At 42.0% G+C, this 22,003-nt stretch carries 29 protein-coding genes; 25 read left to right on the plus strand and 4 right to left on the minus strand.

The annotated features are described in order from the left end of the window. The first annotated feature begins 4 nt into the window (after positions 1-4). From rplX to rplQ, 16 genes are all read left to right on the plus strand, one after another. On the plus strand, positions 5-322 hold the full coding sequence (gene rplX, locus JFC08_RS08750; RefSeq protein ID WP_045446626.1) for a 50S ribosomal protein L24: 318 nt from the start codon (positions 5-7) through the stop codon (positions 320-322). Between the two features lie 21 nt (positions 323-343). After that, positions 344-880, plus strand: a complete 537-nt coding sequence (gene rplE, locus JFC08_RS08755; protein WP_011512858.1) for a 50S ribosomal protein L5 — start codon at positions 344-346, stop codon at positions 878-880. 12 nt (positions 881-892) lie between these two features. Continuing rightward, the gene (rpsN, locus tag JFC08_RS08760) at positions 893-1,198 is read left to right on the plus strand and encodes a 30S ribosomal protein S14 (protein ID WP_021813378.1); all 306 of its coding nucleotides are present in this window, start codon (positions 893-895) and stop codon (positions 1,196-1,198) included. Between the two features lie 11 nt (positions 1,199-1,209). After that, complete coding sequence (gene rpsH, locus JFC08_RS08765; RefSeq protein ID WP_045446631.1) at positions 1,210-1,608, plus strand: 30S ribosomal protein S8; 399 nt, start codon at positions 1,210-1,212, stop codon at positions 1,606-1,608. Between the two features lie 175 nt (positions 1,609-1,783). After that, positions 1,784-2,317 carry a 50S ribosomal protein L6 gene (gene rplF / locus JFC08_RS08770; RefSeq protein ID WP_045446634.1) on the plus strand — a complete coding sequence of 178 codons (534 nt, stop codon included), beginning with the start codon at positions 1,784-1,786 and terminating at the stop codon, positions 2,315-2,317. Positions 2,318-2,328: 11 nt separating this feature from the next. Next, the gene (rplR, locus tag JFC08_RS08775) at positions 2,329-2,679 is read left to right on the plus strand and encodes a 50S ribosomal protein L18 (RefSeq protein ID WP_021813381.1); all 351 of its coding nucleotides are present in this window, start codon (positions 2,329-2,331) and stop codon (positions 2,677-2,679) included. 2 nt (positions 2,680-2,681) lie between these two features. After that, complete coding sequence (gene rpsE / locus JFC08_RS08780) at positions 2,682-3,197, plus strand: 30S ribosomal protein S5 (protein ID WP_010196711.1); 516 nt, start codon at positions 2,682-2,684, stop codon at positions 3,195-3,197. Between the two features lie 20 nt (positions 3,198-3,217). After that, entirely contained in the window at positions 3,218-3,397 is a 180-nt protein-coding gene (rpmD, locus tag JFC08_RS08785) for a 50S ribosomal protein L30 (RefSeq protein ID WP_010196714.1), read from the plus strand. Next, positions 3,397-3,837 carry a 50S ribosomal protein L15 gene (gene rplO / locus JFC08_RS08790; RefSeq protein WP_045446637.1) on the plus strand — a complete coding sequence of 147 codons (441 nt, stop codon included), beginning with the start codon at positions 3,397-3,399 and terminating at the stop codon, positions 3,835-3,837. Before rpmD ends, rplO begins: the two co-directional genes overlap by 1 nt. A 19-nt stretch (positions 3,838-3,856) precedes the next feature. Further along, positions 3,857-5,188 (plus strand): preprotein translocase subunit SecY, encoded by a 1,332-nt coding sequence (gene secY, locus JFC08_RS08795; RefSeq protein WP_173936727.1) that lies wholly within the window; start codon positions 3,857-3,859, stop codon positions 5,186-5,188. Between the two features lie 32 nt (positions 5,189-5,220). Beyond that, entirely contained in the window at positions 5,221-5,337 is a 117-nt protein-coding gene (gene rpmJ, locus JFC08_RS08800; RefSeq protein ID WP_010196721.1) for a 50S ribosomal protein L36, read from the plus strand. 253 nt (positions 5,338-5,590) lie between these two features. Beyond that, entirely contained in the window at positions 5,591-5,947 is a 357-nt protein-coding gene (gene rpsM / locus JFC08_RS08805; RefSeq protein ID WP_021813384.1) for a 30S ribosomal protein S13, read from the plus strand. Positions 5,948-5,967: 20 nt separating this feature from the next. Then, positions 5,968-6,357, plus strand: a complete 390-nt coding sequence (gene rpsK, locus JFC08_RS08810; protein WP_045454458.1) for a 30S ribosomal protein S11 — start codon at positions 5,968-5,970, stop codon at positions 6,355-6,357. 48 nt (positions 6,358-6,405) lie between these two features. Next, entirely contained in the window at positions 6,406-7,047 is a 642-nt protein-coding gene (gene rpsD / locus JFC08_RS08815) for a 30S ribosomal protein S4 (RefSeq protein ID WP_010196731.1), read from the plus strand. Positions 7,048-7,127: 80 nt separating this feature from the next. Further along, positions 7,128-8,135, plus strand: a complete 1,008-nt coding sequence (locus JFC08_RS08820) for a DNA-directed RNA polymerase subunit alpha (protein WP_045446643.1) — start codon at positions 7,128-7,130, stop codon at positions 8,133-8,135. A gap of 19 nt (positions 8,136-8,154) precedes the next feature. Next, complete coding sequence (gene rplQ, locus JFC08_RS08825) at positions 8,155-8,514, plus strand: 50S ribosomal protein L17 (RefSeq protein WP_021813387.1); 360 nt, start codon at positions 8,155-8,157, stop codon at positions 8,512-8,514. Between the two features lie 78 nt (positions 8,515-8,592). Here rplQ and JFC08_RS08830 read toward each other — a convergent pair whose 3' ends face one another. Together JFC08_RS08830 and JFC08_RS08835 are read right to left on the minus strand one after the other, a co-directional pair. Then, entirely contained in the window at positions 8,593-9,213 is a 621-nt protein-coding gene (locus JFC08_RS08830) for an L-threonylcarbamoyladenylate synthase (RefSeq protein ID WP_198330438.1), read from the minus strand. A gap of 218 nt (positions 9,214-9,431) precedes the next feature. Further along, positions 9,432-10,172, minus strand: coding sequence for an elongation factor P hydroxylase (locus tag JFC08_RS08835; RefSeq protein WP_198330439.1), 741 nt, complete (start codon positions 10,170-10,172; stop codon positions 9,432-9,434). Between the two features lie 185 nt (positions 10,173-10,357). On the opposite strand from JFC08_RS08835, the gene JFC08_RS08840 reads away from it, so the two are divergent. The 6 genes from JFC08_RS08840 to lysM all read left to right on the plus strand — a co-directional run bounded on the left by JFC08_RS08840 (position 10,358) and on the right by lysM (position 14,933). Continuing rightward, on the plus strand, positions 10,358-10,951 hold the full coding sequence (locus tag JFC08_RS08840) for a YceD family protein (protein WP_045446650.1): 594 nt from the start codon (positions 10,358-10,360) through the stop codon (positions 10,949-10,951). A gap of 337 nt (positions 10,952-11,288) precedes the next feature. Further along, entirely contained in the window at positions 11,289-11,471 is a 183-nt protein-coding gene (rpmF, locus tag JFC08_RS08845; protein ID WP_011512869.1) for a 50S ribosomal protein L32, read from the plus strand. Positions 11,472-11,908: 437 nt separating this feature from the next. Beyond that, entirely contained in the window at positions 11,909-12,877 is a 969-nt protein-coding gene (gene fabD, locus JFC08_RS08850) for an ACP S-malonyltransferase (RefSeq protein WP_198330440.1), read from the plus strand. Continuing rightward, positions 12,874-13,602: a 3-oxoacyl-ACP reductase FabG gene (gene fabG, locus JFC08_RS08855; protein ID WP_045454442.1), complete on the plus strand. Its 729-nt coding sequence runs from the start codon at positions 12,874-12,876 to the stop codon at positions 13,600-13,602. Before fabD ends, fabG begins: the two co-directional genes overlap by 4 nt. 282 nt (positions 13,603-13,884) lie before the next feature. Next, positions 13,885-14,121 carry an acyl carrier protein gene (gene acpP / locus JFC08_RS08860; RefSeq protein ID WP_025652201.1) on the plus strand — a complete coding sequence of 79 codons (237 nt, stop codon included), beginning with the start codon at positions 13,885-13,887 and terminating at the stop codon, positions 14,119-14,121. A gap of 302 nt (positions 14,122-14,423) precedes the next feature. Continuing rightward, positions 14,424-14,933, plus strand: a complete 510-nt coding sequence (lysM, locus tag JFC08_RS08865) for a peptidoglycan-binding protein LysM (protein ID WP_055125278.1) — start codon at positions 14,424-14,426, stop codon at positions 14,931-14,933. A gap of 95 nt (positions 14,934-15,028) precedes the next feature. On the opposite strand, the gene queG is transcribed toward lysM, so the two are convergent. Continuing rightward, positions 15,029-16,261 carry a tRNA epoxyqueuosine(34) reductase QueG gene (queG, locus tag JFC08_RS08870; RefSeq protein ID WP_198330441.1) on the minus strand — a complete coding sequence of 411 codons (1,233 nt, stop codon included), beginning with the start codon at positions 16,259-16,261 and terminating at the stop codon, positions 15,029-15,031. 192 nt (positions 16,262-16,453) lie between these two features. Here queG and JFC08_RS08875 point away from each other — a divergent pair, with 192 nt between their 5' ends. Further along, positions 16,454-18,199 (plus strand): NAD(P)H-hydrate dehydratase, encoded by a 1,746-nt coding sequence (locus JFC08_RS08875; RefSeq protein ID WP_198330442.1) that lies wholly within the window; start codon positions 16,454-16,456, stop codon positions 18,197-18,199. Between the two features lie 2 nt (positions 18,200-18,201). Here the strand turns inward: JFC08_RS08875 and JFC08_RS08880 are convergent, their stop codons facing one another. Continuing rightward, the gene (locus tag JFC08_RS08880) at positions 18,202-18,699 is read right to left on the minus strand and encodes a DUF4124 domain-containing protein (protein ID WP_198330443.1); all 498 of its coding nucleotides are present in this window, start codon (positions 18,697-18,699) and stop codon (positions 18,202-18,204) included. A gap of 862 nt (positions 18,700-19,561) precedes the next feature. Between JFC08_RS08880 and JFC08_RS08885 the strand changes: the two genes are divergently transcribed. Then, positions 19,562-21,394, plus strand: coding sequence for an acetolactate synthase 3 large subunit (locus JFC08_RS08885; RefSeq protein ID WP_176393055.1), 1,833 nt, complete (start codon positions 19,562-19,564; stop codon positions 21,392-21,394). Continuing rightward, positions 21,394-21,891: an acetolactate synthase small subunit gene (gene ilvN, locus JFC08_RS08890; protein WP_198330444.1), complete on the plus strand. Its 498-nt coding sequence runs from the start codon at positions 21,394-21,396 to the stop codon at positions 21,889-21,891. The genes JFC08_RS08885 and ilvN overlap by 1 nt, the downstream gene beginning before the upstream one ends. Positions 21,892-22,003: the final 112 nt, after the last annotated feature.

Raw genomic sequence — 22,003 nt, forward strand, 5'->3', positions numbered from 1 at the left:
ATCCATGTCAAAATTACGTAAAGGCGATACAGTTATCGTGATTGCTGGGAAAGACAAAGGCAAGCAAGGTACTGTACAAGCTGTAAAAAATGATCGTATTAAAGTTGAAGGCATTAATATTGTCACTAAACATCAGAAGCCAAATCAGGCAACTGGCGTTGAAGGTGGCATTCTTAAGAAAGAAGCTTTTCTACATATCTCAAATGTCGCAATATTAAATGCGCAAACCCAAAAAGCTGATCGTATTACTTATCAGTTCGGCGAAGACGGCAAGAAACAACGCGTCTATCGTTCGAACGGTGAAGTAGTGGCGACTGCGTAAGACACTAAGGGTGTAATGGTAATGGCAAGATTAAAATCTTTATATAACGAAGAATTAAAGCAGCAAATCAAAGAAGAGCTTGGTTTGGCTAATGTGATGCAAGTGCCTAAAATCACTAAAATCACACTTAACATGGGTGTAGGCGGCGCGTCTCAAGACAAGAAATTGCTTGAAGGTGCAGTAGCTGACATGACCGCTATCGCTGGTCAAAAACCTGTCGTCACCAAAGCGCGTAAATCAGTTGCTGGCTTTAAAATTCGTGAAGAATGGCCAATTGGCTGCAAAGTAACGCTACGCGGTGAGCAAATGTACGAATTTTTAGATCGTCTCATTGCCATTGCAATTCCTCGTATTCGTGATTTCCGCGGTTTTTCACCTAAAGCCTTTGACGGACGTGGTAACTACTCATTGGGTATCAAAGAACAGATCGTATTCCCAGAAGTAGATTTTGACAAGATTGATCGTATCCGCGGTATGGATGTGACAATCACCACGTCAGCTCAATCTGATGAAGAAGGTCGCGCGTTGCTTAAAGCATTCGGCTTCCCATTTAAATAAGGTAAAGACGTTATGGCAAAGAAGAGCATGATTAACCGCGAATTAAAGCGCGAAAAAATGGTTGCTAAGTACGCTGATAAGCGTATCAAGCTAAAAGAAACTATCAGTGATATGACTGCAAGTGACGAAACTCGTATGGAAGCGATGCTAGAGCTACAAGCTCTTCCACGCAATTCATCGCCAGTACGTCTGCGCAATCGTTGTGCTATCACCGGTCGTCCTCACGGTTACTTCCGCAAGTTTGGCTTATCACGCAATATGCTGCGTGAGCGTGTCATGCAAGGCGATGTGCCTGGTGTTCGTAAAGCAAGCTGGTAAGGGGTAACTATATGAGTATGCAAGATACCGTTGGGGATATGCTAACCCGTATTCGTAACGCACAAATGGCTAACAAAGTATCGGTAGCAATGCCGAGCTCTAAATTACGTAAATCGATTGCTGATTTGCTAGTTAGCGAAGGTTATGTGGCGAGCGCTGTTGTTACTGAAGAAGCAAACAATAAAGCAACCCTATCTATCGAATTGAAATACTTCGAAGGCCGCGCTGTCATCGAAACGATTCAACGTTTTAGCCGTCCTGGTTTACGCCAGTTCCGCGGCAAAGACGCTATCCCTACTGTTAAGCAAGGTATGGGTGTTGCTATCGTATCAACTAGCCAAGGCATCATGAGTGATCGTGCTGCACGCGCTGCTGGTATCGGTGGTGAAATCGTCGCATTTGTAGCGTAAGCTACACGACGATAAAGTCTATTTGATGATTGTTAGACTTCTATTGATTGAGTAATAATGAATTATTTCAAATTGATAGGTGTCTAACGCAGTCAACTATGCTAAACTAACACGCTTTTTAGCCTGTTAGTTTTTTCGCTAATATAAAGAAGTTAATTTTTTAAGGAATATTCCTATGTCTCGTGTGGCTAAAGCCCCAGTGACACTGCCAAACGGCGTAAGTGTTACTTTGAACGATCGGCAGGTCGAAGTGAAAGGCAAGAACGGCATTTTGTCTTTACGCCTGCATGAATTGGTCGAGCTGAAACAGGAAGATGATGCGATCATTTTCTCACCTACAGTCGATTCAAAAGAAGCTATGATGCACACTGGCACCATGCGCGCTCTTGTTAACAACTATGTTAAAGGCGTGAATGAAGGCTTTGAAAAGCGTCTTCAGTTAATTGGTGTTGGTTATCGCGCACAAGTTGCTGGTAACAAGGTAACTTTGAACGTTGGTTACTCTCATCCAGTAGAATATACGTTGCCTGAAGGTGTGTCAGCTGAAACCCCAACGCAAACTGAAATTGTTTTGAAATCAAACAATAAACAGCAGCTTGGTCAAGCAGCGGCTAATATCCGCGGTTTCCGCCCACCTGAGCCTTATAAAGGTAAAGGTATTCGTTATAGTGACGAGCATGTGATTCGCAAAGAAGCCAAGAAAAAATAAGGTGAGTTGAAATGTTTGATAAAAAAGCAGCTCGTCTGCGTCGAGCTAAGAAAACCCGCGCGCATATCCGTTTCTTAGGCGTTCATCGCTTAACGGTTACTCGCACGCCAAAACATATTTATGCCCAGATTATCTCTCCTACCGGTGGTGAAGTGATTGCTCAGGCATCTACCTTAGACGGCAGCTTGCGCTCAGGCGCGACTGGTAATGCTGATGCAGCAACGTCTGTGGGCCAAATGATCGCAGAACGCGCAAAAGCAGCTGGTATCACTAAAGTTGCCTTTGACCGTAGTGGTTTTAAATATCATGGTCGAGTTAAAGCTTTAGCAGAAGCAGCTCGCGAAAACGGATTGGAGTTTTAATCATGGCTAGAAATGATAAAAATGATAAAAATGAACAGACTGACGGTCTAGTAGAACGCTTAGTTACCGTTGATCGCGTTGCAAAAGTTGTTAAAGGTGGTCGTATTTTCTCTTTCACTGCATTGACTGTAGTGGGCGATGGCAATGGTCGTGTTGGTTTTGGTCGCGGTAAAGCACGTGAAGTGCCAGCTGCTATCCAAAAAGCACTAGAAGCTGCCAAACGTAATATGATTACTGTTGAGCTTAATGATGCAACTTTGTATCATCCGATCAAAGCACGTCATGGTGCTAGTAAAGTTTATATGCAACCTGCATCTGAAGGTACTGGCGTAATCGCTGGTGGCGCAATGCGTGCTGTATTAGAAGTTGCTGGTGTCAAAGATGTTTTGACTAAATGTTATGGTTCTACCAATACTGCTAACGTTGTTCGCGCAACGTTTAACGGTTTACGTGATATGTCAACTCCAGAGAAGATGGCAGCAAAACGTGGTAAATCTGTAGACGAAATCTTGGGTTAACTTAGACTAGGTGAGTTACGATGAAAAAAATGAAAGTCACTCAATTTAAATCGGGTGCCCATCGCCTAAAGAGCCACAAAGCGAGCTTGAAAGGATTGGGTTTACGCCGTATTAATCATACTGTTGAAGTAGAAGATACACCTTCAACACGTGGTATGGTCAATCGCGTTAACTACATGGTAAAAGTGGAGGAAGCGTAATGGGTCTTAGATTAAATGAATTATCACCAGGTGTTGGCGCAAAGAAAACTGCCCAACGTCGTGGTCGTGGTATCGGTTCAGGTCTTGGTAAGACTGGTGGTCGTGGTGTAAAGGGTCAAAAATCTCGTTCAGGTTCTAGCATACGCTCAGGATTTGAAGGTGGCCAAATGCCTTTATATCGTCGTCTACCGAAATTTGGTTTTACCAGTAAAATGGCAATGAAGACGGCTGAAGTACGTCTTTCTGAACTAAATAAAATTGATGGCGATGTGGTTAGCCTTGAAACACTTAAAGCTGCTAACCTAATCCGTCACGACATGAAGCGTGCCCGTATTATGTTGTCAGGCGAAGTCACTAAGGCTTATACCTTTAAAGGTATCAAAGTGACTAAAGGCGCTAAGCTAGCAATCGAAGCTGCTGGTGGTAGCATCGAGGAGTAGTAACGTGTCAAAACAATCAATGTCATCGACTGGTATACCGCTCAATCCATTTGCATTCATACGCAAGTATGATGAATTATGGACGCGTTTATTATTCTTAATCGGCGCATTGGTTGTTTATCGTTTAGGGTCACATATTCCAGTACCGGGTATCAATCCGGTCAACTTGGCTGATCTGTTTTCGCGCAACGAAAACACCATTTTGAGTATGTTTAACATGTTCTCAGGTGGTGCACTAGAGCGTATGTCCATTATGGCGCTCGGCATTATGCCGTATATTTCAGCATCGATTATTGTACAGATGATGTCTGCAGTATTGCCTTCGCTTGAAGCCCTCAAAAAAGAAGGCGAAGCGGGACGACGTAAGTTGAACAAGTACACCCGTCAAGGGACACTTGCTTTGGCCCTAGTACAGTCATTAGGAATGTGTGCTGGCTTAATCAGTCAAAATCTTACTTTATCTTCTGGTCTGACCTTTTATATTCCAGCGGTTACCTCATTGGTAGCGGGTGCTATGTTCTTGATGTGGCTTGGTGAGCAGATTACAGAGCGCGGCGTAGGTAATGGTATTTCAATGCTCATTTTTGCGAGTATTGTGGCTGGTACGCCAGGTATGATTTCGCAGTCTATTGAACAGGTCAATCAAGGACAAATGAACTTGATTGTACTGTTTATTTTTGTGCTACTAGGCATCGCGGTTACTGCTGGTATCGTTTATATTGAACGTGCTCAGCGCCGTGTTCCAGTGAACTATGCACAGAAGCAGCAACAAGGTCGCAAAATATATGCTCAGCAGCAGTCACATTTGCCGCTGAAGCTTAACATGGCAGGGGTTATCCCAGCCATTTTTGCTAGTTCGTTGTTGTTGTTTCCAGCAAGTTTAGGGCAGTGGGTGGGTCAATCAACTGATCCTACCCTTACACAAAAAATACTACAGAATATGGCATTGGTGTTGTCTCCAGGACAGCCGCTATATTTGGTTCTGTTTGGCGCGATGATTATTTTCTTCTGTTACTTCTATACGGCATTGGTATTTAGCCCACGTGAAGTAGCTGAAAACCTTAAACGTAGTGGTGCGTATATCCCAGGTATTCGCCCCGGACAACAAACTCAGCGTTACCTAGATCATGTATTAAACCGACTGACCTTTATTGGCGCGATGTATATGACGGTTATTTGTTTAATGCCAATGGTCGTCCAGTCATCGTTTGGTGTGCCGTTTCAACTCGGTGGTACGTCTTTACTGATTATGGTGGTTGTGGTAATGGACTTCATTTCGCAAATCCAAGCGCATTTGATGACCCATCAATATCATGATCAGACGTTAATTCAATCGCCCACTCAACCTTAAATGAGCGGTACGATATCTCAAAGGAGCATGCTATGAAAGTTCAAGCATCAGTTAAAAAGATTTGTGGTAGCTGTAAAGTTGTGCGCCGTAAAGGCCGTGTACATATCATCTGTACAGCAGAACCTCGCCACAAGCAACGTCAAGGTTAATATTTAGTATTATAAAGTCTTAGACTTTTGTTACTATCTCAATTAACACTTGAAAAATGACGGCGGATGGGATATCATCCGCCACTTGCCGTAGTTTATGCAAAAACTTTTATAAGACCGTCAATGAATAGGCTTGTAACCAAGTCAAAGCAGCGATAATAATTATAAAAGCTTTAGTATTGACAGCAACAAATCTGAAAAATAAAGCCTTATTGATAAATAACGCTTATTTTTCTTTAATGGAGAGAAATCAATGGCTCGTATTGCCGGCGTAAACATTCCGGATAATAAGCATGCTGTTATTTCACTAACTTACATCTTTGGTGTAGGTCGTACCACTGCTCAGAAAATCTTAGAAGCAGTTGGCATTGCCCCTACTACTAAAGTTAGTCAGTTAGATGATACACAGTTAGATGCTATCCGTGCACAAGTTGCAAATTACATGACTGAAGGTGATCTTCGTCGTGAAGTGTCAATGAATATTAAGCGTTTAGTTGATCTTGGTTGTTACCGTGGCATCCGCCATCGTCGTAACCTACCAGTTAGAGGTCAGAATACTAAGAACAACGCTCGTACTCGTAAGGGTCCGACACGCCCTCTCAAAAGATAATTAACTTAGGAAGCTAAAAGATGGCTAAAGACACTCGTAGTCGCAAGAAAGTGACTCGTCGTTCAGTATCGGAGGGCATTGCCCATATCCATGCGTCTTTTAATAACACCATTGTTACGATTACCGATCGTCAAGGTAATGCACTGGCTTGGGCCACTTCAGGTGGACAAGGCTTCCGTGGTTCACGTAAATCTACACCATTTGCAGCTCAGGTTGCAGCTGAAGTCGCTGGTAAAGCGGCTCAAGAATATGGTGTTAAGAATATCGACGTTTTGGTCAAAGGACCAGGACCGGGTCGTGAGTCTGCGGTAAGAGCACTAGGTGCATTGGGTTATAAAGTTAACAGCATCTCTGATGTAACCCCAATCCCACACAATGGTTGCCGTGCGCCGAAAAAGCGCCGCGTCTAATATTAAAGACGAAGCTTTTTATCCCAAAAGCTTATAGGAGACATAACAATGGCCCGCTATATTGGACCAAAACTCAAATTATCACGTCGTGAAGGCACGGACTTAGGTCTTAAGTCTGGCGTTAAACCATACGACGTAAAAACGAAAAAAGCTGGTCGTCCACCAGGTCAACACGGTGTAAGCCGTAACAAGACCTCAGAATATGCTTTACAGCTGCGTGAAAAGCAGAAAGTTAAGCGTATCTATGGTGTACTAGAGCGTCAGTTTGCTAATTACTATAAAGAAGCTGCTCGTAAGCGCGGTGCTACTGGTGAAAACCTGTTAGCCATGCTTGAGAGCCGTCTAGATAACGTTGTTTATCGCATGGGCTTTGGCTCAACTCGCGCCGAAGCACGTCAGCTAGTCAGTCATCGTACTGTGATGGTAAAAAAAGCTGGCCGCGATGAGTTTGTTCGTGTGAACATTCCATCAATTCAGTTGCAAGATGGTGATGTCATCGCTATCCAAGAGAAGTCTCGCGAGCAATTACGTATTAAAAACGCAATTGAGCTGGCTACCCAACGTGGTATTCCAGAATGGCTAGATGTTGACCACAGCAAATTACAAGGCACGTTTAAACAAGCGCCTGATCGTATTGATCTACCTGCTGAAATCAACGAAAGCTTGATCGTTGAGCTATACTCTAAGTAATGACGTACTGCTCGATGTCGTGAAAACGGCATTGAGCAATCAACGTTAATTAAACCAGTTTAATAAATCGAGGTGACATCATGATGCTAAATGCAACTGAGTTTCTAACGCCGAATGCCATTAATGTGGATACGGTTAATGAAACGATTGCGAAAGTCACGCTCGAACCGTTAGAACGCGGCTTTGGGCATACCCTTGGTAATGCCTTACGTCGCATCTTGTTATCTTCATTACCTGGTGCTGCAGTCATTGAAGCTGAGATTGATGGTGTTGACCATGAATACTCAACGCTTGAAGGGCTACAAGAAGATGTACTTGACTTGCTTTTGAATCTAAAAGGCTTGGCTATTACGCTTCATGACCAAAATGAAGTATTTTTGACCTTGGATAAACAAGGTCCAGGCACTATTACTGCTGCAGACATCGCGTTACCGCATAATGTAGACATCGTCAATCCAGAATTGGTGTTGGGTACATTGAGTGATCGTGGTCATCTTAAGATGCGTTTGCGTGTAGTAATGGGTCGTGGATATGAGCCAGCAAACCAGCGCCGTGAAGATGGTGATACTAAAGCAATCGGACGTTTAAAGCTTGATGCAAGTTTTAGTCCTGTGCTTCGTGTTGCTTATCAGGTTGAGAACGCTCGTGTAGAGCAGCGTACTGATCTTGATCGTCTTATCATTGAGCTTGAAACTAATGGCACTATAGATCCAGAAGAAGCAATTCGTAAAGCAGCCACTATTTTACAACAACAGATTTCTATCTTTGTTGACCTAGAAGCTGAAGAAGCGCCTGAGCCTGTGAAAGAGAAAGAAGAGGTTGATCCGGTGCTATTACGCCCTGTGGACGATCTTGAACTAACGGTTCGCTCAGCCAACTGCTTGAAAGCTGAAAACATTTACTATATCGGTGATTTGGTACAACGTTCAGAGACTGAACTTCTAAAAACCCCAAATCTTGGTAAGAAATCATTAACGGAAATCAAAGACGTACTAGCGTCTAAAGATTTAGAGCTCGGTATGCGCCTAGATAACTGGCCACCAGCTGACCTTCGTGTTGATGATCGCTTTTCTTATCGTAGCCGTTAAACTTTAAGGATTTTTGACTATGCGCCATCGTAAGAGTGGAGTCAAGCTGGGTCGTACCGGCAGTCATCGTAAGGCAATGTTTCAGAACATGACTAACTCATTATTTGAGCATGAACTGATCAAAACAACTTTACCAAAAGCAAAAGAGTTACGTCGCGTTGCCGAGCCATTAATCACTATGGCTAAAGAAGACAGCGTTGCTAACCGTCGTTTGGCATTTAGCCGTATGCGTAGCAAAGCTATGGTAGGTAAACTATTTGGCACGTTAGGTCCTCGTTACCAGACCCGTCCAGGTGGATATTTGCGTATCGTAAAATGTGGTTACCGTGATGGTGACAATGCGCCAATGGCATATGTAGAATTGGTTGATCGCGACTAATTTTACAATAAGCAAAAGATGTATATAAAAAAGCTCCAAGTCAATTGGAGCTTTTTTTGTGTCTGATGCTTTAGTTTATTACCGTAGTAGTGAATCTACATCCGCGGCACCTTGTCTGATAATTTCAGGCTGGCTACCAGTCATATCAACAATCGTAGTTAGTTTAGTGGTCTTTACACCTGCATTTATCAAAGCGTCGATTTGATTGCCTAATAAATCCTCAATCTCAAAGGGATCATCTAGTATGTCATCACGGTTAGGCAGTATTAATGAACTGGTTAAGATAGGTTCATCCATGGCCTCTAAAAGCGCTTGCGCAATAGGGTTGCTAGGTACTCGAATACCGATGGTTTTTTTCTTCGCATGTGCCAATTTTTTTGGTACGTCTTTTGTGGCATTGAGGATAAAGGTGATGGGCGCAGGAGTAAGCGCTTTGAGCTGTTTAAATTGTACATTGTCTACTGCGGCATAGTTGGCAATTTCGCTTAAGTCACGGCACAGCAAGGTAAACTGGTGTTTATCATCAAGCTCACGAATTTGTTTGAGCTTATCGAGTGCATCCTTTGCTCCTAAGCGACAACCAAAAGCATAGCTGGTATCGGTAGGGTAGATAATGAGCTGGTCTTTACGTAACAGATCCGCCACTTGCTCAATCAGACGTGGCTGTGGATTTTCTGGATGAATATAAAATACTTGCATAGCAGTTCCTTATTTTATAGTTATAGGTTTTTAAATGTGAAGTTTTTGACTAAGTAGAACATTTGTGGCGCGTATGCTTCTTTCACTAAGTTTACTAAAAAAGCATCACTGCCTTCTTAGTATAGCGCAAAGCCAATATAAGTTTGATTGCAAGCCGTTACTATGCGTAGACAATCGTTAACGCAAAAATGCCACACCTTTATGCTGATATGCTGCTGTTACTCTGGATCAGCTATAGAGACACTGAGTAAGGCGTGTAATAAAGTCTTAGCATCAGATGGTAATATATTGGGCTTAGCGATGTATTGTTGCACTTGTCGGTAGACGTCATTTGCGAATGTACTATTGCTCGTATCAAAGTCAGCAAACAAATTATCTTGTGACACCTCAAATGATCGTTCACAAGCGAGAGTAAATAAACACTCTAACGCTTGTGGCTTAATCTCTACGCGCTCAAATGCTTGCTGCTGAGCGGCGGTACGCCCATCTGGTGCATACCAGTAGCCAAAGTCAGCCAAACGTCTACGAGCCTCTCCAGCTACACACCAATGGCTCATTTCATGCAATGCGCTAGCAAAAAATCCATGAGCGAATTTAATTTTTGCGGGTTCATTATTTTGTGCTGGAAAGTACTCTGGTTCCCCTTGTCCACGAACCAATGTAACGTTTTGATGAGCGAATAAATTATTGAATAATTGGATGAGCCAATCAGTAGCCGCTTGCTCGTATTTATTAACCAATGATGGAGTGCCATCTAAGCCTTTGATAGTAGCTAACCTTTCTAACCTTTGCCATTCACTTTTTACATCCTCTAAGTACTGATTGTTTTTAAGCTTCCACGAGTCAGTGGAAGAGGCATTCACAGTATTGGTTAACGTAGTGAGACGTTGCAATAGTATCTTTGCTTCAAGTGGAGAAAGTAGGTTCGAGAAGTCAGGTTTATCATTAAACACATTCATAGGTAAAACACTGGTCAAATAAAAGATAAAAAGAAGAATTATCTTTGAATATAAATAGGAGAAATAAAGAGATGAAAATAGAGCTCATATCAAATAAATTTAACATACTAGCGCTAGCGTCGCTTAATGCTTTCCGTTAGTATGGCAGGCAATATTATACACCGTTTTGATGAATGAGGTCGCGCATGTCAAGCACTCCAGAAAGTAAACCGTCAGCAGGTTATGCTGATAATAAAAAAGCGCCTTTATCTACTAGTATGCCTGAATCTATTTCTTTGGATAAATGGGCAGATACTGGATATGAATGGACAGGAGAGGTAGAGCCAAGCGCTTTCAAACGTCTTGCTGCTACCTTAGCCACCGAACATGAACAAGCAAACATCTCGCTTAATGCCAATCTGTATCGACGCAATAATGTCTTACATTTGGCATTTACACTGACGGGTGAAGTTTGGTTAACCTGTCAGCGTTGCCTACAGCCAGTAGCTATCGATTTGTCTGATGATTATAATATTGCGCTACTAGAAGATGAGAGCCAAGCACGTTCAATCAATGATGAACAAGACTATTTATTACTTGATGAAATTATTACTGAGCCTGCACCAGAGCTTTTATTGCCATTCAAAAAATTGGTAGAAGATGAGATATTGCTGAAGACGCCAATGTCGCCAAAACATGACGACTGTGAAATGACGGTAGAGCAATTTGGTGAGATTCCAGAAGAGGAAGAAAGCGAAAATCCTTTTGCTGCTTTAGCCTCGCTAAAAGGCAAGTTGTAATCTTATTAAGAGACAAGTCATATATCAATGTACTACTTAATAAATTTATGATACCTTTCATCAGCTTTCTACCAAAGAGTGAGAAGCAGGGCTTTATTAATCCGCTAAACATGCGTATAATGTCCCGTTTATTGCATTCTAGCAATCTGCTACTGGCAGATAGATGCTGATCTTGCAGACTAACTATAGATTTTAGACGTAATCAACACTTTAATACGTGGCAATCTATTTAACTAATGATGCGTAAGACTTAGGTTGTTGTGATTATATAGCCTCTGTCAGTGTCGATTAAAGCTGAATTTCAAGCTTATCCCCTTTTAAGTATAGGAGCTATATCATGGCCGTTCAAAAAAGTCGTAAAAGTCGTTCTCGTCGTGACATGCGCCGTTCACATCATCGTATGGAAATCGCTGAGATAAGCGTAGATGCTACCACTGGTGAAAAACATCGTCGTCATCACATGACTAAAGATGGTTTCTACCGTGGTCGCCAGTTGTTTAAAGTTAGTCAAGACGCTTAAATTGTTGGCTATTCAATAGCTAATTGCAAAAATAATGATAGTACTGGTGACTGTCATTATTTTTGCAACGCTGTTATTAGGTAATATGCTTTGAGCTGAAGAAAGCCAAGTTATTTCGCTATCATATATTATGTGGCTAGATAACTTGGCTTTTTGCTATTGGCTTTTATGGTAGGTATTTGAATAACCTTTTACCATGTGCCTTTAGAAAATATGAAAATGAACCGATATACTCTACCATTTTAATTTGAATGGTATCTTTTACTATACGTGTTTCAGTAGCATCCACTATGATAATAGTGTGCGTCAGTGTATAGTTTATCGATAATCCGTTTTTTTAGACAAATACTAAAGCAACGGCTTTATATCGCCTCTAATAATATAATAAACCCCAATTGTTTTTAGGGATATTTCCAATTAAATAAGGAATATTGGTTATGGCCTCTGTACCCGATATGGTAAAAAAGCCGCCGACACGTATTGCGGTAATTTTTCCTGGTCAAGGATCGCAAGTAGTCGGGATGACTAGTGAGCTTGCTGAAATCTATCCAGAGATTCTCGATACCTTTACTGAAGCTAGCGCCGCGCTTGGTGAAGACTTATGGGCAATCTGTCAAAATGAAGAAAAACTCAATCAAACACAATATACTCAGCCAGCATTACTGACGGCCAGCATCGCCATTTGGCGTATCTTAAAACAAAAAATAACCACAGCGCCTTGTTATTTAGCGGGTCATTCTCTAGGTGAGTACAGTGCGCTTTGTGCGGCTGAAGTCATAACGCTTGCTGATGCGGTTAAATTGGTACATAAGCGCGGTCAGTTGATGCAAGAAGCCGTCGTAGGTGTCGATACTGCCATGGCAGCAGTGTTAGGGCTTGAGGACAATCGAGTAGAAAACTTGTGTGAGCAAGCGACTGAACATGTCGAGGGTGCCATTGTAGGTGCAGCCAACTTTAATAGTCCAGGACAAGTGGTGATATCGGGTAATGCTGCTGGTGTGAATGCCGTTATTGATAAAGTGCAAAACACTGGCAAAAAATCTATCCCGCTAAAGGTCAGCGTACCATCACATTGCGCGCTTATGGAGCCAGCCAGTAGTGCATTGGCTGAGATTCTGGCAGAAATAAAATTTGATCAAGCGACGATTCCTGTTATCCAAAATCGACATGCGCGTGTTGAGAGCAGTGCGGTAGGTATCAAGCAGGCATTAACAGAGCAATTAAGCCAACCAGTATTATGGTCAAAAACCATGCAAGAGCTGGCTGACAAACAAATTAATATTTTAATCGAATGCGGCAGTGGTAATGTATTGAGCAACTTGGCGAAGCGTCAAGCACAGCCAATTACGAGCTATCCTACTGACAAGCCCGCTCGTCTTGATAAATTAATGGAGGTGTTATCATGAGTCGTACGATTACTCTAGTGACAGGTGCTAGCCGTGGTATTGGTAAAGCCGTTGCCAAACGTTTCGCCAAAGAAGGACATTTTGTTATTGGTACAGCGACTACGGAAAAAGGTGCTGAACTGATTGATGGTTATCTCCACGATAGTGGCGGTATTGGACGTGTTTTAGACGTACGCGATACCGCACAAATTGATAAGCTGTTTGAAGAGATTGAGAGCGTCTACGGCGCAGTACAAGTCTTGGTCAATAATGCAGGTATCACCCAAGATGGTCTGCTGATGCGTATGAAAGATGACGACTGGGAAAATGTTATCGATACCAATTTGACGTCTGTATACCGCATGAGTAAACGTGCTGTGCGCGGTATGATGAAAGCACGCCGTGGTCGCATCATCAATATAACCTCTGTCGTTGCGCAAATGGGTAATGCCGGTCAATCTAACTATGCGGCGACCAAAGCAGGCGTCGAAGGGTTCAGCCGTACGCTCGCGCGTGAAATTGGCTCACGACAAGTGACGATTAATTGTGTAGCCCCTGGTTTGATCGAAACGGATATGACGGACGAGCTTGATGAGCGCCTATTGAACTCTATGCTAGACGCGGTACCTATCAGCCGCCTTGGACAGCCAGAAGACATTGCAGCCGCCGTACATTTCTTAGCCAGTGATGAGGCCAGTTATATCACAGGCGCTGTTATTCCTGTCAATGGTGGTATGTATATGTAGGTGAGAAATAAGTGTTACACAGTTATAATAAAAAACTCTGTGCACGAGTGTAAACTATAATAAAGGGTGTTATAATGACGGATACTTTTATGTCAAAGCCCTGTATTATAGCAGGGCTTTACTAGACATCAGTCAAAATGTATAACCAGCTATAAAACAAGTTACAAAGTACTCGGATAGCTGTGCTAATCTGAAGATATGATTTTATATACAATGCCGTAGAGCCTAATGATAGGCCTATGGTGACTTGCCAAAATAATAGATCAAAAAGGAGAAATCTACATGAGTAATGATACCGAGCTAAGAGTTAAAGCTGCAGTAGCTGAGCAATTGGGTATGAATGTTGAAGATATCAACAATGATGCATCATTTATGGAAGACTTAGGTGCAGATTCGTTAGACCTAGTCGAATTGGTTATGTCATTTGAAAGTGACTTTGGCATTACCATTCCTGATGAAGATTCAGCAGAATTAACGACTGTTCAAAAAGCGATTGATTATGTACAAGCGCAGCTATAATTAGCTAGTGGCTTAGCGAGTTATTTTAGCCGCCTATCTGTAGAGATAGGCGGCTTTTTTATGTTCTTAATTTACTATAGCAACAGGTAGTTATGTGACTAATCAATACGTTAACATAAGCTACGCCAAATCAACATTACTCAACATACTATTACTATCTACATCACCTATCTTTGTCTATACTCATAATGGTAAGCAGTAACAAAGTGTAGTTATATATAAAGTGTGGTTATATACGAATGTATATGCCATTAAAAGAATAATGATGAATAATAAATAACAATATTTAAGGGAGTATGTAAATGGGTATGTTCAGTTTCGCAAAAGATATCGGTGATAAAATTTTCAATCGTGATGACGCCAAACACGATGCCAAGTCAGAAACAAAAGCAGACGCCAATACGCCAGTACAGAGTAGCGAACCTTCTGCGCAATCAGTTGCCAATATTTTACTTCGTCGTATTCAGCAGCAGAATCTGAATATTAGCGATTTGAAAATCAAGTATAACGGCTCAACAGATACTGCAGAAATCAGCGGTAAAGCTAAAACACAAGCAGATCGCGAAAAAGCGATTATCGCCATTGGTAATGTACAAAACGTGGCTAAGGTAATCGATAATATTGATATCGAAGAAGATGCGCCTGAGTCAACGATGTATACAGTGAAATCTGGTGATAGCTTGTCTAAGATCGCAAAAGAGGTTTATGGTTCAGCGGATGATTATATGAAAATCTTTGAAGCCAATAAGCCGATGCTATCTAGCCCTGATAAGATTTATCCTGGTCAAGTACTACGTATTCCTAAGCCATAATAGGCTTTTGAACGGTCAGAGATACGTGTGAATAAAATAGAAAATGCCTCTTACTATAATAAGAGGCATTTTTTTGGCGTATATAAACTTAAGATTTAGAGATTTTTTAACTTCTCGTACTGTTCAGCTATGGCCCAATTGATATGTACATCGAGCATTTCGTTATGTACGCCCAACTTTGATTGTAACTGAGTAATGGTTTCTTCATTACCATTAGCATTTCCAAGACCAATCGTAATATTGCGCAAAAAGTTCACATAGCCTGTGCGTCTAAGCGGGCTGCCTTCAGTTTTTTTCATAAATTCAGCTTCTTGCCATTGCCACAGCTCCGGCAGACTGCTGCTATCAAGGTTATGCCGTGGTGCGAAGTCCTCTACAGGTGTAAGATTGGCGTAGCGATTCCAAGGACAGATAAGTTGACAGTCGTCACAGCCAAAGATGCGATTACCAATTGCGCGGCGGTATTTTATATCAATAATACCGTCGTGCTCGATAGTGAGGTAGGAGATACAAGCGGCAGCATTGAGCTCATAGGGCGCGACAATCGCTTGAGTGGGACAGATATCGATACAAGCGCTACAACTGCCGCAATGCTCTTTGACGGGTTTGTCATCAGGTAATTCGAGGCTAATAAATAGCTCACCCAATACAAAAAATGAACCCGCTTGCTTGTTGATTAATAAGGTATGCTTTCCTGTCCAGCCAAGACCAGCAGCATCGGCAATGGGTCGCTCGAAAATAGGAGCAGAGTCGCTAAAAGGCCTAAAAATAAAATCTTGCTCTGAACCTATATTGAGGTATTGCCACTCAGGAAGCATGGCTTCTATCTTTAGTGCCAATTGTTTCAAACGACTGCGCATCGTTTTATGATAGTCGCGTCCTCTGGCATAACGAGCGATGATGCCTTGGTTGGGGTAGTCATTGTCAGTAATCGTACGTGGGGTTGGTGCTTGAGTCAGGTAATCCATACGGACACTGATGATGGTTTTTGCCCCTTTTACCAGTTGGTCAGGATTTGCCCGCAGTTCATGATTGTTATGCATAAACTGCAGTTGCCCCTCATAACCTTTATCGAGCCATTGTTGCAATTGTACAATCTGCTTAGCAAATAAAGGATGATGCACCGATAAAAACCCACAGTCGGCAAACCCTAAAGCCTGTGCTTGGTCTTTAATCCATTGTTTGACATCTGCTGTGGTGGTAAATGTTGGGCTATTATTCACCTTAATCTTTTTTTCGGACGCAGGCTTAGGTTCAGCAGAGGTTTGCTTAGCTGATTTCTGCTGGGTTAAAGAGATAGACAAGTTTACTTTAGGAAGATTATTCATGTGTGACAGTAGGCGATAGAGTGAATATCGATATAATAAGCCAGTGAGCTAAGAGCGCAAGTATAAAAGCAAATAATTTCACATTCATATTGATACATACGTTGATGTAAGCGTTTGCTAAGCTGATGCTAAATGATAGTAATCATATCTCAATAAAATAAAAAATCAGCAAAAAATACTCAAGGATTAGTTATGAAAAATCAGATCAATTTATCACCTATAAAAAGTACAAAACCTATCCCGTTATATAGCAGTGCACAACTCTATGCGATGGAACAAGCATGGTTTGTAGAGGGGCATGATAGTTTTGGGTTGATGAAACAAGCAGCCTGGCAAATGGCGCAACACATAGAACAATTATATGAACAAAAGCAATTAAATATCTCTTCATCAGCCACTACTTATGTGCCTCTTCGTCATATGCGTCAGCATCGAGTGAGCATTTGGGTTGGAAAGGGTAATAATGGTGGCGACGGTTGGCTCATTGCTCATTATTTACAGCAAATGGGTTGGCAGGTACAAGTGGTAACAGTGGGTTTTGAGAGTGATGATTTTGATACCAATGACACAACAGTATTTTCCGATGCACAAAAAGCCCTAAAAGAGGCGCTATTGGCCAATTGCCCTTATCAACGCTTTGAAAATAGTGCTTGTGAGCTAGAAGAAGGAGTAGATGGTAATCTGCAAGCCGATGTCTATATTGATGCACTGTTTGGTATTGGACTGGATCGTGCGCCTACAGGTATTTATAAAACAGCCATTAGCACTTTTAATAAGTTATCTGAACGAAATAGTACCTTGGCCATTGCGGTTGATATTCCAAGTGGCTTGGTGGCTTCGACTGGCGAGGTGTTTGAGCATGTGGCTATACAAGCTGATATAACGCTATGTTTAATTGCACGGAAATTCGGTTTGCATACCAAAGATGGTATGGATTGTAGCGGCAAGGTAATTGATATACCGCTGCTACCTTACCCAATAAATGACAAAAGTTTCATGCCAGTAGCAACACTAATTACTACTGCATATGGTCTAAGTCCTCGCCGTCAAAATAGCTACAAAGGTAGCTATGGTCATGTACTGATTATTGGCGGTAATCGTATCGATGGCTCACAAGGTATGGGCGGCGCTGCGATATTGTCTGCTTCGAGTTCAATGGCGGCAGGAGCAGGTAAAATTACGGTTGCTTGCCATGAGGCTTTTCATAGCGCCCTATTAACTTCACTACCAGATGCAATGACGATCAATTTGCATGATGTGGATGGAGTGCAGGAGTTAATTAAGTCAGCCACTGTGATTGCGATTGGTATGGGGCTTGGTCGTGATGAAAAAGCAAAAGTGTTATTTATAAAGTATCTACAAACTGCGATGACAGCTAAAAAGGCAATAGTGATTGATGCTGATGGACTTTATCATTTGGCATCATTGCAATTAGAGCATCATGAATTGGTCAGTCAGCTGCGAGAATATGGCGTTAATCATCAAGTTTGTTTAACACCGCACAGTGGCGAAACTGCTAGATTACTGAATAAGAGAATCAGTGAGGTGGAAAGCAATAGACTACAAGCGATAAAACAGTGCGCTACAACTTATGGTGGTGAATGGGTGCTAAAAGGCGCAGGTTCTTTGATATTAGAGCAGGGCTTAGATGAGCACCACGTTTATGTTTGTGCTGTCGGTAATGCTGGGATGGCGACAGCTGGCATGGGTGACGTGTTATCTGGTGTCATTGCTGGTCTGCTAGCACAACAAGATTTATCATCAGGAATGCAAAGCTTGCATCAAGCGGTTGTTATACATGGATTAGCAGGGGATACGCTGGTCAATCAAAGTAATAATACGTGGTTGGTTGGACAACGAGGACTACAAGCTCAGGATATGCCAGCAGCCATTCGTCATGTGATGCAGTTATTGATTAACGTCTATAATTATCATTAAACCTAGGTAGTTGAGTTGCCACAATACTGATCAATTGCCTGCTGTACGCGCTCACGTTTGAGCTCAATTTCACGACCGTCTAAATATTGACGCTTGCCATTTGCATCCATCTCATAAATACGTCCGCCGACATTCAAGTTGGTCAAATTATTGCGGAGTGACTGGCAACGCTGTGCATTGGCTTGTGCTTCTTGTTCTTTAATCCGCGCTTCAAGCGCTGCAACTCTTTGCTCTTCTACGCTTTGAATATTAGTACTTTGATTGGCATCTGTTTTGCCAGCCAATTGTCCTGCATTGCTTTGTCTGCCATCACTACGAAATTCAATCAGCTCAATGTTTTTACCATTTTGCGGCGCATGTTGGCTGTATTTGACTTCACCATGTGCACCGACAGATTTATAAACTTGAATAGCATGACTGGCATTCATCGACAGCATTAGCACATACGCAGTACTCATAAGCAGTTTGGTAGCAGTATTTATTTTAGACGCATATGCCATAGTAGCAATCCTCTCAAGGGGTAAAAAACAGATGTGTATATATGTTTCAATATAACATTTAAGTGTTGGAATGGTACTAAAAATGTACCAGCTTTCGATTCTAACAAATAATCCTTATGAATGTATATTATTTAATAACTAATAGTTAGGGATGGGCTTTAGAAGTTTTTCTTGACAATAGCTCACAAACCATCGAATATAATAGCAGTTGATTGGTCAGTGAGCGGCTTTTATGATATTGCCGTGGCACTTGAAAATGAGGACGATAGGTTACTTATCAGTGGCTTACGCAGTTTTCGTTTCTTTGTGACAATGATATTGCAAAGATAGTAATCATAACGATTGTTATCGATGACTTTATGTATTGTCTCCGGACTTATCTGTCTACAATGACTAAGATAAACTTATTATTTGAAATGCGCTAAGCGTGACTCTAGCGGTTGTATTAAACATGGAAAAATATTCAGCAATTAAATCTTTTTAATAAGCCTGTCGTAAAATCTAACCATTTTACAAATTAGTATTGGTTGTGAGAGTGATTTAAATTGTGAATATCGATGCCTCTGTATAAATCAATCTGTTGTAAGTGCTGTCTGCTATTTATCAATAATAAGCTTCTTTTACAGATGCACACGCATCTTGTCACTGTACATCGATAGACTCCTGCCATAAAACTGACCTTACATATATTGCTGTGTTTGAGTAGCCTGCTGTCTTATAAAACAGCGTTACTTAGAGATAGTGGGCACACATTCTTGATATGGATAAGGATTTGCAGCCATTTCTATAAGACGAACCATCTTGTGTAAATAGCATGGTTTTCTCTTATAAATGAACGCCAATTCTTGACAAAAAAAAGGTGATGACAGTGACGCAAACCACGCAAAGTCCGAATATGACGGGACATACCCAAACGGGGAGTGCCGCCAAAAATTTTGAAGAAAAGCAACAACGCCTCGCTGAAGGTAGTGAAGAACCTATAATGCTATCTGGTGCTGAGATGTTGGTGCAATCACTGACTGATGAGGGCGTCAAATATATTTTTGGCTATCCAGGTGGTGCGGTTCTTCATATCTATGATGCTTTGTTTCAACAAGAAAATATCGAGCATATTTTAGTACGTCATGAGCAAGCAGCCGGTCACATGGCAGATGCTTATTCGCGAGTCACAGGGCAGACAGGTGTAGTATTAGCGACGTCAGGTCCAGGTGCTACTAATACCGTAACGGCTATCGCAACAGCGTTTATGGATTCTGTGCCGATGGTGGTCATCGCAGGTCAGGTACCTAGCAGCCTAATTGGGGAAGATGCCTTCCAAGAAACAGATATGGTCGGTGTATCACGTCCTATCGTGAAGCACAGCTTTCAAGTGCGCCACGCTAGCGAAATCCCAATGATTGTCAAAAAAGCCTTTTATATTGCCCAGTCTGGACGCCCAGGTCCTGTAGTCATTGATGTGCCAAAAGATATGACCGCACCAAGTGAAAAGTTTGCTTACGCTTATCCAGAAGAAGTGTTTATACGTTCGTATCAGCCGTCATTGAAAGGTCATAGTGGTCAGATTAAAAAAGCGGTTGAAACGCTGCTTGCTGCAAAGCGTCCGATTGTTTACTCTGGTGGTGGTGTTGTGTTAGGCAATGCGCATAAAGAGCTTACTAAGCTTGCGCACCGTTTAAACTTACCAGTAACCAATACCTTAATGGGCTTGGGTGCGTTCCCTGGTTCTGATAGTCAGTTCTTGGGTATGCTTGGTATGCATGGTACGTACGAAGCCAATATGACCATGCATCATGCCGACGTCATCTTGGCAGTTGGTGCGCGTTTTGATGACCGTGTCACTAATAATGTCAAAAAATTCTGTCCGAATGCGACGATTATTCATATTGATATTGATCCTACCTCTATTTCAAAAACGATTAATGCCCATATTCCGATCGTGGGCGATGTCAAATCTGTCCTGACCGATATCATAGAAATTGTTGGTGATGATAAAGAGTTAGATCAACCAGCATTGTTGGATTGGTGGTCACAGATTAATGAGTGGCGTAAGCGTCATGGCCTGCGTTATGACACCAGCACTGATAACGGCATTAAGCCCCAAGCGGTCGTACAAGCCTTAGATAAAGTGACGAATAGTAACGCTATTATCACCAGTGACGTCGGTCAGCATCAGATGTTTGCAGCGCTTTATTATACCTATAATGAGCCGCGCCAATGGCTAAACTCAGGTGGTTTAGGGACGATGGGCGTTGGCTTGCCGTATGCGATGGCAGCCAAACTTGCTAACCCAGAGCGTGATGTAGTTTGTATCACCGGTGAAGGCTCTATTCAGATGAATATTCAAGAGCTCTCAACCTGCTTACAATATAATTTGCCAGTTAAAATTTTGAATCTAAATAACGCCCAATTAGGCATGGTGAAGCAGTGGCAAGACATGCTGTATGAAGGTCGTCATGCCCATTCTTATATGAATTCACTACCAGACTTTGTCAAACTCGCTGAAAGCTATGGTCACGTCGGTATCAAGATTACTGATCCTGCGACCATGGAAGCACAGTTGGCGGAAGCCATGGCAATAACAGATAGATTGGTATTCATTGACGTTTATGTCGATCGTAACGAGCATGTATATCCGATGCAAATCGCTGGGCAAGCGATGCGTGATATGTGGTTAACAAAAGGGGAGCGTACCTAATGCAACAACAACATCTGATTTCGGTATTGATGGAAAACGAAGCGGGTTCGTTGTCGCGAGTGGTCGGTTTGTTCTCTCAACGTGGCTACAACATTGAAACTTTGAACGTTGCGCCAACAGACGACTCGAGTATTTCTCGCTTAACATTGACCACTATTACGTCACCTGAAAAAATAGAACAAATCACCAAGCAATTGCATAAATTGATTGAAGTGGTTAAAGTGCTTAATCTGTCAGATACCGTACACGTCGAGCGCGAGTTGATGCTCATAAAAGTACGGGCAACGGGTGGCGTACGTGAAGAGATTAAACGCAGTGCCGATGTTTTCCGTGCACAAATCGTTGATGTAAACGCCAATCTATATACCATTCAAATCGTTGGTGACAAAGCCAAACTTGACGGCTTTATTGATGTGATTGGTCGTGAACGTATTATGGAAGTGGTGCGTTCGGGTGTGATTGGTATTGCACGCGGCGAAAAAACGCTCAGTTTATAATGGGTGCTTACTGTACCTATTGTAGGTCAAATTATTTATTCAAACATTAACATCGCGCTTATCTCACCCATCACTTCGATAAGGTGATTATAATTTAAGTGTTTATTTATCC

It is taken from the genome of Psychrobacter cibarius (genome assembly GCF_016107535.1).
Taxonomy (GTDB): Bacteria; Pseudomonadota; Gammaproteobacteria; order Pseudomonadales; family Moraxellaceae; genus Psychrobacter; species Psychrobacter cibarius.